Below are 18,377 nucleotides of genomic sequence, written 5' to 3' on the forward strand. Positions count from 1 at the left end.
GGTGTCCTGTTAAAATCGTCGGTTTCACGACTGCGCACTTTTTGGGTTGAACAGGAAAGGGGACGATGTAATTCGAGTTTCAAAATTCACAGCAACACCAATTGCAAATTGAAAAGGGAGGCATATTTATGGCAAACGCATTATTGATCAATTCGGTAGAAGAATTCGAACAGGCTCTTCCTATCATTCGCGCTGCTCAGGAGGAGTATGCTACCTTTACACAGGAGCAGGTAGATACGATTTGCGAAAAGGCCGCCATGGCGGTGTCCAAGATGCGGATTCCACTTGCGAAAATGGCCTGCGAGGAAACTGGCTACGGTATTGTTGTGGACAAGGTAACAAAGAATCAATATGCTTCCGAGCATATGTGGAATTATATGCGTCACGCGAAAACCTGCGGCATTATTGAAGAAAATCGTGCTTTTGGCACCAAGCGGGTGGCCTCTCCCAAGGGTGTAATTGCCGCTGTTACGCCCACCACCAACCCCACCTCTACCACCATTTTTAAAATGCTGGTTGCTCTGAAAACCAGAAATGCCATCATCCTCTCTCCGCATCCCCATGCTGTGAAATGCTCCATCGCCGCCGCCAAAATTATTCGGGATGCCGCAATCGAGGCAGGACTTCCGGAGCATGTAATCAGTTGGATTGGGACGCCCTCCCTGGAAATTTCCGATATATTGATGAAAAAGGTTGACCTGATCATGGCTACCGGCGGCGCTGGCATGGTTCATGCCGCCTATTCTTCCGGCACGCCCGCCATCGGCGTAGGTCCCGGCAACTGCAACGTGGTGATCGACGAGACGGCAGACCTCCGCATGGCTGTGGAGTCTATTATTCACTCCAAAACATTCGATAATGGAATGATTTGTGCCACAGAGCAGCATATCACGGTGCTGAGCAGCGTTTATGACGAGGTGAAAGCTCTGCTGAAAGATGCCCGCTGCTATTTCCTGAATGATGAAGAGGCCGCCAAGGTGGCCAAGGTGTTCTACAATCCCAAAAATCACGGCGTAAATCCTCCCGCCGTCGGGCAGACTGCCGTTCGCCTTGCCGAGATGGCCGGAATTCAGGTGCCTTATGATTCCAAGGTCCTGATTTACGAGTCAAACGACACCTCCCATGAAAACCCCTGGGCCAACGAAAAGCTGACTACTTTGCTGGGTATGTTCAAGGCCGACACGCTGGATGAAGCGTTCGATATCTGCGCAAAACTGGTTTACGAGGGTGGCGCAGGCCATTCTGCGGCACTATACATAGACCCCACGGAAGAAAAGAAGATTGACCGCTTTGCTGAAAAAATGAAGGCCGGACGCATCCTCATCAATACGCCCACGGCTTTCGGCGGCATCGGCGATCTGTACAACTTCGATATCGCTCCGTCCCTGACGTTGGGGCCGGGTTCTGTGGGTCACTCCGCATACATGGGCAACACCAACTTCGAACAGTTGCTGGACATCAAGGTCGTTGCCAACCGGAAAGAAAATATGCTGTGGCTTCAGCTGCCCAAAAAGGTCTATCATAAGACCGGCTGCACGCCTGTGGCCCTGCGGGAAATGAAGCACGTTTACGATTTTAAACGCGCCTTTATCATTACCGACGCCAACCTCTATCAGATGGGCGCCTGTGACGCCATCCTCAACCAACTGCATGATCTGGGGATTGAAACTGCTGAGTTCTTTGATATTCAGGTGGACCCGCAGATTCAGGACGCCATGAAGGGCCTGCCCAAGATGCACGAGTTTGAGCCTGATGTCATCATCGCTGTGGGCGGCGGTTCCGCAATCGACACCGCCAAAATTATGTGGATCATGTATGAGCATCCCGAAGAGGCATTTTTGGATATGGCGACCATCTTCCTGGATATCCGCAAGAGAGTCCGTTTCTTCCCGCAGATGGGCGAGAAGGCCAAGTTGGTCTGTATCCCCACCACGGCCGGTACCGGTTCCGAGTGCACGCCTTTCACCATTATCTCCGACGCCAACACCGGCATGAAGTGGCCGCTGGTTGGATATGAGATGATGCCCGAAATGGCCATCATTGATGCGGAAAACATGATGGCCCTTCCCCCGAGAGCAACGCAGGCATCCGGCTACGATGTGCTGACCCATGCAGTGGAAGCCTATGTTTCCACCTTTGCTACCGAGTATACCGACGGCTTCTGCCGGGATGCCACCACAATGGTATTCAATTATCTGCCGCGGGCCTATCGCTCTGCATTTAAGGGCGCGAAGGCTGACCCCGTTGCCCGCGAGAAAATGGCCGACGCTTCCTGTCTGGCCGGTATTGGCTTTGCCAACGCATTCCTTGGCATCAACCATTCCCTGTCCCACAAGATCGGCGGTTGGTTCCACATCCCCCACGGAACCGCCAACGCGCTGCTGTTCCCCTATGTCTGCCGGTTCAACGCGCAGAAGCACCCCTATCATATGGGGACCTTCTCCCAGTATAAGTATCCGCAGGCATTTGAGCGCTATGTCCAGTTGGGCGAGCTCATTGGCGTCAAGGGCGCCACAGACGAGGAGACGTTTGAAAACTGGATCAAGGCTGCCGAGCAGCTGAAAAAGGACGTGGATATCCCCGAGACAATCTGCGACTGGCTGGTGGAAGCTCACCCCGAGAAGAAAGCCAAGGCGTGGGAAGCAGACTTCCTGGCGGCTGTTGACCAGATGTCCGAGTGGGCGTTCCACGACGCGTGCACCGGCTGCAACCCCGTATATCCCACAATTGAAGAGCTGAAGGCCTGCTACCTGAGAGCTTTCTACGGAAACGATAAATTCATCGAGAAGTTCGGCGATGTTTTGGCAGTGGCGGTCACGCTGCCCCTCGATACGCATGCGGCTTATCCCATGGGCCTCTCCGCAGAGATCGGTGTGGACAAAGTCGGCGGATTTATTTGATCGCCAGCAATTTTTTTGCCGCCTCAATTTCTCAGGAAGCCGGCGCCTGCCGGCGTCGGCTTCCTGACCGTTTGGTAAATTGGAGGACATCCGATGAATATGTTAAATCTCCCGAAAAAGGTTTATTTTAAGACTGGTTCCGCAAATGTGGCTTTGCGGGAACTAAGCGAAGTCTACCATATGAAGCGTGCGCTTCTGGTATCAAATCCGAGGCTGTTTCGTTCCGGCGTCGTTTCTTCGATTGGTCGGCAGCTACGAAAGCAGGGCATCCGCACGGCTGAGTTTTTTTCGATAGGCGCCGTGCCATCCTTTGCCGATCTTCGCAGTGGACTGCCAAAGCTGTCGGAGTTTGAGCCGGACGTGATCGTAGGCATCGGCGGCGGCGGGGCGATGAGCGCTGCCAAGGCTCTCTGGCTTTTGTATGAAAATCCGGAAATGGATCTGGCGGCAGCGGCGGAATCTCCCGCCCGCATTCGCACCGGCGTGAAAGCAAAGCAGATACTGGTGGCCACTTCGTTTGGAAGCGGAGCACAGAACTCGCCGTTTTGCGTGTTAAAAAATGATTCCGGGTATATCTGCGTCATCAACAGTTTTGCGCTGCTGCCGGAACTTTCGGTGACGGACGCCCGCTTTACCGAAAGCTTGTCTCCGGCGCAAATCAAGGCCTGCGGACTTTCCACACTCTCACAGTCAATTCGGGCATTTGCAGGCGACGGGTGCTGCGAATATACCCAGGGATTGTTACGAGAGGCAGTCAGAGCGGTGCTGAAGAATCTGAAGGCTGCCGAAAGCGGCTGCCCTGTCGCGCTGGAAAAGCTTCATAACGCAGCCGCTCTTGCAGGAGCGGCTTACGGGAATACGATGGATACCATTGATTTCACCGCGCCGTTCTACTCGTTCGCCACAGAAAAGGCCATGCATCAGGAGCGAATTGAAATGTTGGCTCATGACTTGAACTTATCGGGAACCCAGAAGCTGTGGGAGGCATGTGAGGCGCTTTTCTAGAAACCGCAGGCAAGCCATGGCGCCCAGGCGTGTGCATTACTCTGAAAGGCCTATCACTATGAACTATCCGTATAAAACGCGGGAGGGCGGGGCAACGATCACGATTTTTGTCCCATATGACTGCCGCAACCACTGTCCCTTTTGCATCAACAAGGGCGAATATGCAAATCCGACCGGGTTTTCTGTTGAGAAAATCTGCGAGAGCATTGAGCAGATGAATGCCGTCACACCCTACTGCGACTATGTGTTTACGGGGGGAGAGCCCCTTGCCAATCTGGATTCTCTCCAGAAAATGCTCGATAAGATTCCCTCCACCCACAAGGTCTACATCAATACCACGCTTCCTGTGTCCGAGTATCAGTCCGAAGAGGACGTTGTGACGTTTACCCGGCGAAATCGGGATAAGATCACCTGCATCAATGTCTCTCGCCATATGCAGCAGTATGTGGTGGAGTCCAATGATCAACTGCTGACCAGACTGGGGGTTCCCTTTCGGATTAACTGCGTCCTCTATCAGGATTATCCTGCGTGGGCTCTGATCCCCTATCTGGACCGGTTTAGTAATATCCCCGGCAGTTCTGTACAATTCCGGTTCGACTACACCGCCACTACGCCTGACAACCTTTACGAGGAGACGGGCGACCAAATTTTGCAGGATTTGAAAAAAATTGCCGTCTACACCGGACTGGAGGGGTGCCGGATGCGCTGCGGTTTTCATTTTGACTACCGTGGTCTGGAGGTAACCTACCACAAGACCCTGCCGTATAGCACCATTGTAGAGCAGGACGCGCGCAGCGGCGTGACCTACGCTATTTTGTACGACATTCTCATCAAGCAGAACGGTGACATTCACTCCGACTGGGACGGCACACCGCTAAATCTGGAAGCATACCGCAGCGCCGTGTTTGAGGCCCATGATTTGAAGTGGCTGACTCGAATTGCATAAGCAACAGACAAAGGCGGTGCAGCATTGCTGCGCCGCTTTTGTCTGTCTCCTTCAAATTTTCCCTATATTTTCCGCCGTAGCCAAAAGCTGCGGCGATATTTTTTTAGTGTCCTGTGGAAGGCTGACGACACCATGTGCCGCTTGTTGATTGCCTCCTTCCACAGCGCCAGAAAAACCCGCGCGTTTTGAAAGTAGGCGCCAAGACGTTAATAAGTCTATAACCGCATAAATGTGACATGTATGCAGAAGCTTCTTAAAAGCCGAACTATAAAATCGGCAGAGGAGGGAGGCGGCATGCAAGTGAGTATGAATCGGCGGATTTTCCGAAAAGTGGGCGCGGGTCTTTTTGCCGCCGCCTTTCTAGCTGTCTGGCTGTGCGGCTCATTGTTATATCAGCCGCTCAAAAAAGCAAATAGCTGCGAAGTTGAAATTATGGCGCATCGGGGGGACTCTTTTCGCTTCCCTGAAAACACAATGGCCGCCTTTCGGGGTGCGGCAGACGCAGGAGCAGACTATGTCGAACTGGACGTGCGTCAGACATTGGACGGGGTCTTGATAATTATGCATGACGATAATCTTCTGCGCACTGCCGGTGTAGATCGGGAACTCTGCGACGTTACCTATAACGAACTTCGCTGTCTGAAAGTAAAGAAGAATGGGGGACTTTCGTCCGCTCAGGAGACAATTCCAACGCTGCGGGAAGTATTGCGGGTCCTGAAAGGCAGCAGCCTGATGCTGAACATTGAACTCAAACCATGCAGGGAAGGCGGCTATGAAAAGGGAGTCGTAGATTTGATTTTGGAAACAGACATGCAGGACCGATGTCTGATCGCTTCCAGTGACTGCGGAATTCTTCAGCGAGTGAAAAGCTATGCTCCTGAAATTAGAACAGCGTATGTGGGCTGTGATTTTAAAAGCTGCATTCTCCAGCTGCAATGTGCTGATGCAATCAGCCTGCATGAGAGCTGTGTGGATGCAACTGTTGTTCAGCTTGCCCATTCGTCGGGAAAAAAGATCTATGTGTGGACCGTTAATACAAAGCAGATGCTGGATAAAGCAATTGCTTTAGGGGTGGATGGTGTTATTACAAACAATCCGATGCTGGCAATTCAACGGACTTATTTTGTTGAGCAGCAGCCCGCAGTGCGGGAGTAATACGGGCAGAGGACTCGGATGAATACCCCCACTATGTCCAAGCAGAAAATAATCATAACTATTCCCCAGAATACGCCGTTACGCTGTTAATCGAATTTGCAACATCCGGTAAATTTATTTTGAGTTCTCCTTCTAAAAATGATATTGAAGCGCAAAATGATCTCCACGTATTGGAAGAATATAAACGCCAGCTTCAAAAATGGGAACTTTTCAAATACTCCGCCCATGCTGCCCTTGAAGCGTTTCCATCTGCACCTAATTGGCAAAGGCCTTTTCATTGGTTTGTAAAAAAACAGCCCAAATCCGGCTAATTTTTTAAAATTACAGCGCAAGGTGCGGATGGACTGCTCTGTTCTTTAAAGTTTGCGTCCAAATTGTGGACAGACTATTTTTGTGGGCGGCGTTTGAAGTGGATACATTTTCAATAGCACACAAGTGTGTAACTGGAGTTTTTAAATTTATTATTCTTCATTGCAGAATATATTTTGAAATATTTATTGATTTATCTAATTTTTGAGACTTTGTTACAACAAACTAAGCTGGATATTTTGTTAGAACGCACTATAATTAAGTTAAAATAGCGGCGTTATGCATAAAAATACTCGTCAGATGTTGACAAAATATGTCGTCCGGTCTATTATTTATTTAGTTCTCCATTATAGAATATAAAGCGATAAAAAAGAACGGCGCGAGCGGAGAGCCGCTGGCCATACTAAGGAGGGTGATAGTCCTGGCGAACACTCTTTCACGGCAAAAAATCAACACAGGTATGAAAAAAGGAGAGAAACAATTATGTCCGCAGGAATATTTCTGTTAATTTTGGTGATTGCAATTCTCGCTCTGGTAGTGATGATTGTAAAGCTGAAAATGCACCCGGTACTGGCGCTGTTTATAGCGGCCTTGGGTACCGGCATCTCCCTTGGCTATGGCGTGATCGGCACGGTTGATTATGTCAGCAGCGGCTTTGGCAACACGCTGGGCAGCGTGGGTATCACCATCATTCTGGGTGCCATTATTTCTATGGCCATTGAGGATACCGGCGCAGCCAAGGCCATCGCCAACTTTTTTATTAAGCTTTTTCGGGGCAAGAACATGGAACTGGCTCCGTCCCTGACGGCCTTCATCATGTCCATCCCTGTTTTTGGCGACATCACCATGGTGCTGACCGCCCCCATTGCTTCCATGCTGTCCAAGCGCAAGCATATCTCCATGTCCACCATGGCGTCCTTCACCGGTCTGGGTCTGTTCCTGACTCATGCGCTGGTGCCCCCCACTCCCGGCATTCTGGCCATCGCCATTATGTTTAAGACGGATCTTGGCCTGACCATTATGTGGGGTATTGTGGTATCACTGGTGGGCTTTTTCGTTCCTTATTTCCTGCTGCGCAAGTGGACGGCGAAGGAGTGGATTGAGCCCAATCCCGAATTTGTCCGGGGCATGGCGGAAACCCACTCCGACAGCGTAGACGACATCCTGATCAAGGATCCGGGCCTTCCGAATACGGTTTTGGGCTTCCTTCCCCTGCTGCTGCCCGTGCTGCTGATCTCTGCATCTTCCTTTGCCGAGATGTATGCAACCGAGGGCAGCGCCATCTATACCGTTTGCACCGTTTTGGGCAACAAGGTGATTGCTCTGTTCGTGGGTCTTGTGTATTCTATTTGGCTGGGCTATCGCCAGCGTACGATGGTGCGGGGCGTTTACGCAACCACTTACAACGAGCCTAATATCAAGTTTAATGAGATCATGCTGGACAAATGGGTCGCCCGGGGTCTTGTGGTCTGCTTGGCTCCGCTGCTGATCACCGCCATGGGTGGAGCCTTCGGCAACGTGCTGAAAAACTCTCCCGCTCTGGCGCCCCTGTCTGAGATGATCGGAAACAGCCCCATTCCCACCATTGTGGTGCCTTGGGCCATTGCCGCCATTATGATGGTTGCCGTTGGTTCCATGACTACTGCCGGAATGACCGCTGCGGCGATTGTGCTGCCCATGATGCCCGATCTGGGTCTGGCTCCTCTGGCCGCCGTGATGGCCATTGGCAGCGGTTGCCTGATGGGCAATCACTATAACAACTCCGGCTTCTGGGTGATGGGCCAGTTCTTCCACCTGAACACGCAGCAGTCTGTGAAGTACGTGACCATACCCTGCGCGGTATCTTCCGTGGTGTGCCTGATTACTGTGGCGATCATGAACGCTGTGGGTATTTTCGGCTAATCACCCGCACTCCGCACGCCTTTCGGGGGCATTGTGGATATTTCGATGCCCTCGGTTTTTAAAAGACGGCTTTCGCGGTACTGCAAAGCCTGAAAGAACAGAAAGGACACGATCATGAACATTCGCTTTGACAACAAGGTGATCCTTGTCACCGGCGGTACTGGGGGCATCGGCCTGTCCTACGCGGAGCTTGTGGGCACGCTTGGGGCCAAGGTGGCCGTCTGCGGTACAAATCCCCAAAAGCTGGAGGCGGCACTGGAAAGCCTTCGGGCTAAGGGTATCTCCGCCTTCGGAGAAACTTGTGACGTTTCCGATGCCGCTTCTCTGGAGCGCTTTGCCGCGCACACAGAGGCCAAGCTGGGCCCCATTGACGTCTGGGTCAGCAACGCCGGTGTTTATCCTCAGTACAGTATTATTGACACATCCGAAGAGATGTGGGACCGGACGGTGGATACCAATCTGAAGTCTGTCTATCTGGGCGCCCGTATTGGGTATCGCTTTATGAAGGACCGGGGCGGCGTGATGCTGCTGGCCTCTTCGTTTGCCTCCCTGTTTCCCTCCGTTGGCAGCGGCGTGTACGCTGCCACCAAGTCCGCAATCAGCTCCATGGTCAAAACGCTGGCCGCTGAGCTGGCCCCCTACGGTATTCGGGTAAACGGGTATATTCCGGGCCTGATCAATACGGACATGAACCACGCTCTCATTGAGGAGCGGGGAGAACAGCTTCGCGCCCCCATTGCGCTGCAAACCTTTGGCGAAGCAATTGACGTAGCATGGGCCATGGCATTTCTGTCTTCCGACTACGCCCGCTATATCACCGGCACCAGCATTGAGATCAGCGGTGGAAAAATGGGCGTTCAGAATCCTATGAAGGCATGGCAGGATAAGGAAACCCGAGCTTAAGCCCGGGGACAGGAAAGGAAAACCTGAATATGAATGTGAAAGACAAGGTAATTGCCGTTACTGGCGGCGCAGGCGCAATCGGCACCACGCAGACAAAACTTCTGGCCGAAAACGGCGCGGAGGTCTGGGTGCTGGATTTGGCGGCAGACCGGGCGGAAGCTCTGGCAAAGGAGCTGACAAACGCCGGCTGCCGCGTCCACGGCGTCGGAATGGATGTGGCCAGTGAAGAGGCTTGGAAGGCAGTGACAGAACGGATTGTAGAGCAGAGCGGGCGGCTGGATGTGATTGTAAACAACGCCGGTATCAACATCCGCAAGACCATTGAGGAAATGACCAAAGATGAATGGATGCAGATGATGGAGATAAATACCGCCGGCGTCTTCCTTGCCACCAAGTATGCCATTCCCATTATGCGGCGGCAGGGGGGCGGCGTCATCCTCAACACAAATTCTATCTGCGGCCTGATCGGTCACATGAATACCCCCGAGGCCTATACTGCCACCAAGGGCGCCGTGACGCTGCTGACCAAATCCGTGGCCGCCCGCTATGCAAAGGACAACATTCGTTGTAATTCAATTCATCCCGCCACCATTGACACGCCCTTTGTGGCGGCCCTGATGGCAGACCCGGTAAAAAAGCAGGCCCGGATTGATGAAATCCCTCTCGGGCGGCTGACCACCCCAGAGGACGTGGCCAACGCGGTGCTGTATCTGGCAAGCGAAGAGGCATCTTTTCTCAACGGCGTCAATCTTCCCATCGACGGCGGCGTGACCTGTTACTAAAAATTGCGTTTGCAAGCGGCGAAACTTTAATCGCTTTTTGAAAAGAGGACACGGCGATTTAGGTGAATAGCACAACCACCCGGCCTGTACATGCTCATTTCCGCGGAAACAGCAAAAAACGCCGCGAACAGCGGCGTTTTTTGCTTAAACCTTTATGACAGGGCAAACGTTTCGGGCAAATTTCCCCCCCAAAGTCTCCCGGAAGCTTGATGCGGCTTCAACTCGGATTTTCTGCCTCCGGCAGTTCCGGCACATACCCAAACACTTTCTTGGAAATCGCCGCGCCAGTTCGTTTCAGCTCATTCACCAGCCCGTTGTCGCAGGCCATGCGGATGCGGGAAGTCATACCCGACACGCTAATGGCGCAGGCCACGACTCCCGGAGCGGAAAACACCGGAATGGCAACGCAGGACAGGCCGATGGCGATTTCTTCATTATCCTCGGCATAGCCCCTTGCTCGGACCTTGAGAATCTCCTCCCGAAGCTGCTCGGAGTTTGTAATGGTGTTATACGTCATGGTTTTCAGGCTTCTGGAGAAAATCCGTTCCTGCATGGCGGGATCCATGTAGGCAAGGATGCACTTCCCCACGCCGGTGCAGTGCAGGTCGTTATGGGTGCCGATCTGGGTGCTGATAAAAATAGAGCCGGTGGCTTCCACCTTATCCACGTAGATCACGCCGTCGTTTTGCTCTATCGCACAGTGTACGGTTTCGCCGTACTTGAGATTGATCTGCTCCAAGTATGCATGGACGGAGCGGATGATGATATTCTGAACCTTGACCGTGTTGGAAAAGCTCAACAGCTTCAGACCGAGCACGTATTTCTGGTTCTCGGGGTTTTGCTGAAGATATCCCAGATTGGTCAGCGTATTGATCAGACCGAAGGTTGTGCTTTTGTTGAGCTCCAGCGCATTGGAAATCTCCTTTACGCTGTGCTCTGAACACCCGGTCTTCTGAAATAACTCCAGAATGGAGAAAGCACGTTCCACCGATTGAATGTTCTTTGTAGTAGCCATAGTCAACCTCTTCTATATGTTCTGTATTGCAGAATACTGTTAATCATATTATAAGATACAGGATTCTTCCTGTCAATAAAACGTAAAAACTTCCAAAGATATTTTGTATGAATAAACTGCGTACGATATTGACAGACAAAGGCTTGAGCAATATAATATTTTCGAGGAACGGAAACGACAGTGTAGAATGGCGGGCGCAAAAAGCGCAAACTGTTGCTTCTGAAAACAGATGTTAGATAAACTTAAACCGCGAAAGGTTAAGGAGGAAAATTTTATGGAATTTCGCAGTAAAACAATTTTAGGTGAGGAGGACAGCGCATTTGCGCGGTCCCTGTTTAAGTCCATGGGGTATACGGACAGCGAGCTGAAGGAAGGGAAGCCTCTCATCGGAATCGCCAACACATGGAACACTGTGGTGCCCGGACATTACAATTTGGACAAGGTGGCGGAATATGCCAAGAACGGCATTTACGCAGGCGGGGGCACGCCCGTGGAATTTGGCACCATCGCCGCCTGTGACGGCGTGGCGCAGGGCCACGAGGGGATGCACTATATTCTGCCCTCCCGGGAGATTATCTGCAACTCCGTGGAGATTATGGCTCAGGCTCACCGGCTGGACGGGCTGGTGCTGCTGGCCTCCTGCGACAAAATCGTACCTGCCATGCTGATGGCCGCGGCCCGGCTGGACATCCCCTGCATCGTCTGCGTGGGCGGCCCCATGCTGGGCGGCATTGAGTTTGACGGTCGCAAATCCGACCTGACCTCCATTTCCGAGGCTTTGGGAATGGTGAAGGCTGACAAGCTTTCTGAGGGCGAGTATGCCGCGCTGGAGAATACCGCCTGTCCCGGCTGCGGTTCCTGCTCTTTCTACGGCACAGCCAACACTATGTGCTGCGTGTCCGAGGCGCTGGGCATGTCCCTACCCGGCAGCGCCCTGATTCCCGCCGCTTACGCCGCCCGTCTGCGCAGCTCTTTTGAAGCGGGCCGGACCATTGTGGACCTGTGCAAAAAGGGCATCACCGCCCGCCAGATTTTAACACCCGAAGCCATCCGCAACGGCATCAAGATGACCATGGCTACCTGTGGCTCCACCAACGCCGTGCTGCATCTGTCCGCCATCGCCAACGAGGCGGAGCTGGACATGAACGTGGTGGAAGAGTTTGAGGAGTTGAGCAAGACCACTCCCCAAATTGCCAAGGTCAACCCCGCCGCTAAACCAGAAATGGAAGCCTTTTTCCGGGCCGGCGGAATCCCCAGAGTCTCTCAGCGTCTGGGTGACATTCTGGATACCTCCGTTATGACGGTTACCGGAAAGACCCTGAAGGAAAATCTGGCGGAATACGTCTATGAGTATCCTGAGGACCCCACGATTATTAAAACCGTGGAGGAGCCCTTCTCTAAAACCGGCGGCGTGGCGGTGCTTCACGGAAACCTCTGCCCCAACACCGCAGTGACTAAGCCCGGCGCCATCGATCCATCCATGCACCGCTTCGTAGGCAAGGCAAAGTGCTACAACAGCGAGGAGGAGGCAGAGGAGGCCATTCTGGGCGGCAAGGTTCAGGCCGGCGATGTGGTGGTCATCCGCTATGAGGGCCCTAAGGGCGGACCGGGCATGCGCGAGATGTTCAAGGCCATGAAGTATATGTACGGCGTGGGCCTGAGCAAATCTGCCGCCCTGATCACCGACGGGCGCTTCTCCGGCACCAACAACGGCTGCTTCGTGGGACATATTTCTCCTGAAGCTGCGGAAGGCGGCCCTCTGGCTATTGTTCAGGACGGCGACGAAATCCTGATTGACGTGGACGCGGGCAAGCTGGAGCTTCATGTGTCCGACGAGGAGATTGCGCAGCGCTACAAGAGCTGGAAGCTGCCTGAAAAGCACATTCCCAACGGCTACCTGCGTCTGTATGCCAAGGCGGCTACTTCCGCGGATCAGGGCGCTATTATTAAAATGTAATATCTCTGTCTCCAGCGCAGAAAATTCTGCGCTGGAGACGATATGCCAGGAGGAATATAGATGTCTGAGAAAAAAATCATGAAAACCATGGACGGCAACGAAGCCTGCGCCACCGTTGCTTACCACTTTACGGATGTGGCCGGGATATTTCCGATTACACCGTCCTCTCCCATGTCCGAAAAGGTGGATGAATGGTCTGCCGCCGGACGCAAGAATATGTTCGGCCAGCGTGTGACGCTGGTGGAGATGCAGTCTGAAGGCGGCGCTGCGGGTGCACTGCACGGCGTGGCGGAGGCGGGTGCTTTAGCCACCACCTTCACCTCGTCTCAGGGCCTGCTTTTGATGATTCCCAACCTGTATATCATGGCCGGACACCGGATGCCCGCCGTGTTTCACGTGGCGGCCCGCTCTGTTGCCCAGCACGCAAACAACATTTTCGGCGACCATCAAGATGTGATGACCTGCCGGGCCACCGGCGTGGGTATGCTTTCCTCATCCAGCGTGCAGGAAGTGATGGACCTTGCGGCCATCGCGCACCTGACCACTGTAAAGGCCCGGGTCCCCTTCATTCACTTCCATGACGGCTTCCGCACCAGCCACGAGATTCAAAAGATTGAGATGATTGATCTGGATCGGGTTTCCGCCTTGCTTGACAGGGATGCGCTGGAGGAGTTCCACCGTATCGCCATGAATCCCGAGCATCCCGTTCAGCGCACCACCGTGCAGGGCCCCGATGTGTATTTCCAGTCTCAGGAGGCCAACAACGGGACGTATGACGAGATTCCCTCCGTGGTGGAGGGCTATATGCAGGAGATCAACAAGATCACCGGCCGGGATTACCATATCTTCAATTATTACGGCGCGCCCGACGCCGAGCGCGTGATGGTCATGATGGGCTCCGCCTGCGAATGTGCTAAGGAGGTTGTGGACCATCTGTGCGAAACCGGAGAAAAGGTGGGCCTTCTTCAGATTCACCTGTTCCGCCCCTTCGATATGCAGTATTTCCTGAAAGCCCTTCCCAAAACGGTGAAGAAAATCACCGCCATGGATCGGTCCAAGGAGCCGGGCGCCATTGCCGGGGCGGTATATCTGGACGTATGCGCCAGCTATGTCAACGACGGCGATGCCCCCGAAATTTTTGGCGGCCGGTATGGCCTTGCGTCCAAGGACGTGACCCCCGCCCAGATGAAGGCTGTGTTTGACAACATGAACGTGGACGCGCCCAAGCGCCTGTTCACCATCGGCTTAAACGACGATGTGACAAACCTGTCTTTGGAGGTTCACGAGCCGCTCATCACCGAGTCCGCCGACACGGTTTCCTGCAAGTTCTGGGGCCTTGGCTCCGACGGTACCGTGGGCGCAAACAAGAACTCCGCCAAGATTATCGGCGACCACGCGGGGATGTATACGCAGGCGTATTTCGAGTACGACTCCAAAAAGTCCTACGGCATCACCAAGAGTCACCTGCGCTTCTCCAAAGACCCCATCCGTTCCACCTATCTGATTAAGGCGGCGGACTTTTTGGCCTGTCACTCTCAGTCCTATATCAACAGCTATGACATGATCCATGAGGTAAAGGACGGAGGAACCTTCCTGCTGAACACCGCATGGACGGAGGGAGAGCTGAGCGAAAAGTTGCCCGGCGACGTGAAGAACTATATTGCAAACCACAATGTGCAGTTTTATATTGTGGACGCCAATAAGATTGCCCGGGAGCTGGGCCTTGGAAACCACGCCAACCTGATTTTGCAGTCTGCGTTCTTTAAGCTTGCCCGGGTCATGCCGGTGGATGACGCCATCCGCTACATGAAAGAGGCCGCGCAGAAGACCTATGCCAAAAAGGGCGAAAAGGTCGTAAACATGAATCTGGCCGCCGTGGACGCGGGAATCAACAGTCCTGTGAAGGTAAGCGTTCCCGCCGCGTGGGCGCAGGCGAAGGATGACCGCACGGTGGACGAAAATCTTCCCGCTGTGGTGAAGAACATCGTCATCCCCTGCAACCGCCAGAGAGGCGACGACCTGCCGGTGTCCGCCTTGCTGCCCTATCAGGACGGCACGTATCCTCTGGGTACCTCCAAATACGACAAGCGGGGCATTGCTTCCGCCGTGCCGTCTTGGGACCCGAACAAATGCTTGCAGTGCAACCAGTGCACCTTTGTCTGCCCCCACGCGTCCATCCGGGCCTATCTGGTGGATGAGGAAGAGGCAAAGGCCGCCCCCGCCGGTTTCGAGATGGTGGACGCCAAGGGCGCTGCGGGGCTGAAATACCGCTTGCAGGTCAGCACGCTGGACTGCACCGGCTGCGGAAGCTGCGCCGCCTCGTGCCTGGCTAAGGACAAGGCGCTGACCATGAAGCCTGTGGACGACAGCATGTATGATGAAACCAATTGGAACTACGCCCTGACGCTGACCGACAAGCCCGGCGTGTTCAACCGCAAGACCCTGAAGGGCAGCCAGTTCTCTCAGCCCTTGGTGGAGTTCTCCGGAGCCTGCGCGGGCTGTGGCGAAACGCCCTATGCAAAGCTCCTCACCCAGCTCTACGGCGATAAGACCTATTGGGTCAACGGCGTTGGCTGCTCTCTGGCGTGGGCGGGCGCGTTCCCGTCTCTGCCCTATACCGTCAACAAAGAGGGGCGCGGCCCCGCGTTCTACGGGACGCTGTTTGAGGATCAGGCGGAGAACGGCCTTGGCATGGTGCTGGCTGTGAAGCAGCGCCGAGCAAATGTTCGCCAGCAGGTGGAAGCATTGCTTCCCCTTGTGTCCGGCTCGGAGCTGGAGACCGCATGCAAAACATGGCTTGCCTCTTTTGAGGATCTGGACACCAACGACGTCGACGCCCGCGCACTGACTGCGGCGCTGGAGCGGGCGGAGCTTTCCGGCGAAGCCAAGACTTTGGCTGAGGAAATTCTGCTGCACCGCGACCAGTTGGGCAAGAAAACGGTCTGGCTCTTCGGCGGCGATGGCTGGGCCTATGACATTGGCTACGGCGGTCTGGACCACGTGATGGCCTCCGGCGAGGACATCAACGTGTTTGTGGTGGATACCGAAGTGTATTCCAACACCGGCGGACAGTCCTCCAAGGCTACGCCTGTGGGCGCCTCCGCCAAGTTTGCCGACGGCGGAAAGAGAACTGCCAAAAAGGACCTGGGCCGTCTCATGATGACCTATCCCGACGTATATGTGGCCTCTGTGGCCATGGGAGCCAATCCCGGCCAGCTTATGAAGGCCGTCAACGAGGCCGTTAGCCACAAGGGACCCTCCATTGTCATCGCCTATGCCCCCTGTATCAACCATGGCATTAAGGCCGGGATGAACAATGTGCAGGCCGAGATGAAGAAGGCGGTGGACTGCGGTCTGTGGCCGCTGTATCGCTATGATTCTCACAGCAAGGAGAAGCCCTTCTCTTTGGATTATAAAAAGCCCTCCGTGCCTGTCAGTGAATTCCTGAACGGGGAGGTTCGCTATTCCGGGCTGAAGGTGAAGTATCCCGAAGCTGCCGAGATGCTCTTTGCCCAAGCACAGCAAGAGGCGGACGACCGCTACAGGACCTATGTCCGTCTGGAAAAGAGCTATAACGAAGCGTAATCCTCCTGGGTTTGCCAATCCGCCTTTGACCCGCCATGCTTACCTTCTCTTTCATTTTCCCACGGGGCGGTGTGGGCGAATCCCTTATACAAGACAGCAGGCCCTTTGGCCTGCTGTCTTGTCGCTTTCTGTGGAGGATATGTTGCTTTGCACAGAGATAAAACATCTGCCGTGCCGGTCAAATTCCGGCACGGCAGATGTTTAACATTTTATTTTCCCTGCGTTTTTGCAAATTCGCCAATCTTTTTGTCCATATTGGAGATGTGCTTTGTCAGCCAGTCCACCACGATTTGATTGGCGCTGATAATCACCAAGATATTGCCACCGGAGGCAGCGTAATCGCTGCGCAGCTTTTGCAATTGGGCGATGAAAGCGGTGTGCGCGGCCTTTTGCTCCGCATAACCCGGATAGTGAATGCGCTGCATATAGCTCTCTTCATCGGCAAAATGTTTTTTGGTGTAGCTATCCAGAAATTCCAGCAGCTCGCCTATGTATTCTTTGGCCTGATTTCGTTTTCCCGCTTCAAAAAGCTGCTCGGCTTTTTCAAACAGAAGCTTGTGCTGATCGTCAATTTCCCTGACCCCAACGGAGAGATTCGGCGTCCACGGCATGGTGATTCCCCCTTTTTATATGTCTAAAATCTTTTTACTATCATACATCATCATAAGACGATGTTCAACTGTTCCGTGGATAAACCGGATGCATATTTTGAAGAACATATGTGAAAATCATTGATCGCCACGGGGGACGAATACTTGGGGAAGTGTAAAAAGCGAGGCAGCCTGTAAAAGCTTTTCAGGAGCAATGCTTGACCCGGGGGCAACCCTTGCGGGCCTGCGCAAGCCGCCCCCGGCACACCGGGATTTTAGTCAGGGCGTATCAGCTTTCTCCAAAGACGGACAGATCGCCCAGAATCAGCTCCGGTGCAATTTGCACGGCGCTTTCCACGTCGATGCACTCGGCCATATATTCAAAGTGTTTCTTATCCAACGGGTTGCCGCTTTGTGCCGCGACCTGATTCGCATATTGAAGATCATCGGCGAGAACAAACATGTAAATATAGCTGATGCCGCCCTCTTCACTCATAAAGTAGACCTCAAGGTGCTCTCGCTCGTTTTTAAGGGTTTCTTCGCCCTTCTCCTTGTTGGCTGTTAAAAAATCAATCCATTCGCGGGCAACGGCCACCTTTCCCGCCTTGACTTTCGCTTTGAACAATACAGCATCCATTGTAGTTTCCTCCCGTCATTTTAATGATTAGCTTAAACTAACCACTATTATGGCACAGGATTCCGGAAGCTGTCAAGTAAAACGCACCCGGAGGCCGTATTTGCGCGGGGGCTGAAGAATCCCACATTGAGGGCAAACAAACGCATGGGATAAAAATTCACCGCTCTGGGCAAATTTTCGGGCGGTGCCTGTCTCGTGTGGAGGATATCAAACGAGTGCTTATTGAATACACTGGGTTATGAAAGGAGTGTATGCCCGTGTTTGACAGGGTCGCAGCGCCGCGTATAGACATTTATGACGGTATCACAAACGAATACTACGGAAGATCAATCTTTCCCGTGACCACAGAGATTGAAAGCAGTCTGCTGCAAATTGTAAATTATGAGGGAGCGCCCAGAGCAATGCTGTTTCAGGACGATACGTTTCTCCCAGCGTCCGCCAGCTATGTTCCGCCGGGGCTTTTTGAAAAAGTCAGACGCAATGGGATTGTCCGCGCAACCTTTCGGGATGCAAATTCGCAGTTGTGGGTGCCCGTAGAAATCCATATGAACTTTGACTCACAGGTGCGGGGAAATTTGCTGGGCGACCAATATCATTTTGACAGTGTTGTATATACCGATATCGATGTGCGAGATGTAAAGGTCCTTCCTCAGGGAGCAATGGATACCACGTAAAATACATTTACTCCCGG

14 protein-coding genes are annotated in these 18,377 nt (G+C 53.4%); 11 read left to right on the forward strand and 3 right to left on the reverse strand.

What is annotated here, in order from left to right:
• The first annotated feature begins 128 nt into the window (after nt 1-128).
• The 8 genes from adhE (at nt 129) to RTU96_RS08605 (ending at nt 9,902) form a co-directional block, all read left to right on the forward strand.
• Nucleotides 129-2,900, forward strand: coding sequence for a bifunctional acetaldehyde-CoA/alcohol dehydrogenase (gene adhE / locus RTU96_RS08570; RefSeq protein ID WP_312636117.1), 2,772 nt, complete (start codon nt 129-131; stop codon nt 2,898-2,900).
• 93 nt (nt 2,901-2,993) lie between these two features.
• The gene (locus tag RTU96_RS08575; protein WP_312636118.1) at nt 2,994-3,905 is read left to right on the forward strand and encodes an iron-containing alcohol dehydrogenase; all 912 of its coding nucleotides are present in this window, start codon (nt 2,994-2,996) and stop codon (nt 3,903-3,905) included.
• 58 nt (nt 3,906-3,963) lie between these two features.
• Nucleotides 3,964-4,851, forward strand: coding sequence for a 4Fe-4S cluster-binding domain-containing protein (locus tag RTU96_RS08580; protein ID WP_312636120.1), 888 nt, complete (start codon nt 3,964-3,966; stop codon nt 4,849-4,851).
• Nucleotides 4,852-5,145: 294 nt separating this feature from the next.
• Complete coding sequence (locus RTU96_RS08585) at nt 5,146-6,006, forward strand: glycerophosphodiester phosphodiesterase family protein (protein ID WP_312636121.1); 861 nt, start codon at nt 5,146-5,148, stop codon at nt 6,004-6,006.
• A gap of 170 nt (nt 6,007-6,176) precedes the next feature.
• The gene (locus tag RTU96_RS08590; RefSeq protein ID WP_312636123.1) at nt 6,177-6,317 is read left to right on the forward strand and encodes a hypothetical protein; all 141 of its coding nucleotides are present in this window, start codon (nt 6,177-6,179) and stop codon (nt 6,315-6,317) included.
• Nucleotides 6,318-6,798: 481 nt separating this feature from the next.
• On the forward strand, nt 6,799-8,217 hold the full coding sequence (locus RTU96_RS08595) for an SLC13 family permease (RefSeq protein ID WP_312636124.1): 1,419 nt from the start codon (nt 6,799-6,801) through the stop codon (nt 8,215-8,217).
• Nucleotides 8,218-8,331: 114 nt separating this feature from the next.
• A complete protein-coding gene (locus RTU96_RS08600; RefSeq protein WP_312636125.1) occupies nt 8,332-9,120 on the forward strand; it encodes an SDR family NAD(P)-dependent oxidoreductase in 789 nt (262 codons plus the stop codon).
• A gap of 29 nt (nt 9,121-9,149) precedes the next feature.
• The gene (locus tag RTU96_RS08605) at nt 9,150-9,902 is read left to right on the forward strand and encodes a glucose 1-dehydrogenase (protein WP_312636126.1); all 753 of its coding nucleotides are present in this window, start codon (nt 9,150-9,152) and stop codon (nt 9,900-9,902) included.
• Nucleotides 9,903-10,119: 217 nt separating this feature from the next.
• Here RTU96_RS08605 and RTU96_RS08610 read toward each other — a convergent pair whose 3' ends face one another.
• Nucleotides 10,120-10,917: an IclR family transcriptional regulator gene (locus tag RTU96_RS08610; protein ID WP_312636127.1), complete on the reverse strand. Its 798-nt coding sequence runs from the start codon at nt 10,915-10,917 to the stop codon at nt 10,120-10,122.
• 274 nt (nt 10,918-11,191) lie between these two features.
• On the opposite strand from RTU96_RS08610, the gene ilvD reads away from it, so the two are divergent.
• Both ilvD and nifJ read left to right on the forward strand, forming a co-directional pair.
• Entirely contained in the window at nt 11,192-12,874 is a 1,683-nt protein-coding gene (gene ilvD, locus RTU96_RS08615) for a dihydroxy-acid dehydratase (RefSeq protein WP_312636128.1), read from the forward strand.
• A 60-nt stretch (nt 12,875-12,934) separates the two neighbouring features.
• Complete coding sequence (nifJ, locus tag RTU96_RS08620) at nt 12,935-16,459, forward strand: pyruvate:ferredoxin (flavodoxin) oxidoreductase (protein ID WP_312636129.1); 3,525 nt, start codon at nt 12,935-12,937, stop codon at nt 16,457-16,459.
• Between the two features lie 209 nt (nt 16,460-16,668).
• Here nifJ and RTU96_RS08625 read toward each other — a convergent pair whose 3' ends face one another.
• Together RTU96_RS08625 and RTU96_RS08630 are read right to left on the reverse strand one after the other, a co-directional pair.
• Nucleotides 16,669-17,070 carry a bacteriohemerythrin gene (locus RTU96_RS08625; protein WP_312279110.1) on the reverse strand — a complete coding sequence of 134 codons (402 nt, stop codon included), beginning with the start codon at nt 17,068-17,070 and terminating at the stop codon, nt 16,669-16,671.
• 268 nt (nt 17,071-17,338) lie between these two features.
• A complete protein-coding gene (locus tag RTU96_RS08630) occupies nt 17,339-17,686 on the reverse strand; it encodes a DUF6176 family protein (protein WP_312636131.1) in 348 nt (115 codons plus the stop codon).
• Nucleotides 17,687-18,024: 338 nt separating this feature from the next.
• Here RTU96_RS08630 and RTU96_RS08635 point away from each other — a divergent pair, with 338 nt between their 5' ends.
• Nucleotides 18,025-18,360, forward strand: coding sequence for a hypothetical protein (locus tag RTU96_RS08635; protein WP_312636132.1), 336 nt, complete (start codon nt 18,025-18,027; stop codon nt 18,358-18,360).
• The last annotated feature ends 17 nt before the right edge of the window (nt 18,361-18,377 follow it).

It is taken from the genome of Oscillibacter sp. (assembly GCF_032018205.1).
Taxonomy (GTDB): domain Bacteria; phylum Bacillota; class Clostridia; order Oscillospirales; family Oscillospiraceae; genus Oscillibacter.